This is a genomic window from Colwellia sp. BRX8-7 (assembly GCF_014077275.1).
Classification (GTDB): Bacteria; Pseudomonadota; Gammaproteobacteria; order Enterobacterales; family Alteromonadaceae; genus Colwellia_A.
In genome coordinates, this window is the sequence record NZ_JACGVP010000125.1 from 1 (window position 1) to 261 (window position 261).

1 tRNA gene is annotated in these 261 nt (G+C 44.1%); it reads right to left on the reverse strand.

What is annotated here, in order from left to right:
- Positions 1–40: 40 nt before the first annotated feature.
- Positions 41–117, reverse strand: a tRNA-Met gene (locus H4J57_RS19690).
- Positions 118–261 lie beyond the last annotated feature (144 nt).

Here is a 261-nt window from a genome sequence, read left to right on the forward strand (position 1 = left end):
GAGGGAACTGACGACCTGCTTTTTATACTTAAGCGTAAGTTGGTTGCGGGAGCCAGATTTGAACTGACGACCTTCGGGTTATGAGCCCGACGAGCTACCAGACTGCTCCATCCCGCGTCCGAATGTCCTAATACCCTCTTAGGAAAGCCAAGTTGTTTTAATTCAAACTTAAGAATCTGATTTTATACTTATATCTTAAGTTGGTTGTGAGAGCCCATATCTTTCGAGAGGGAACTGACGACCTGCTTTTTATACTTAAGC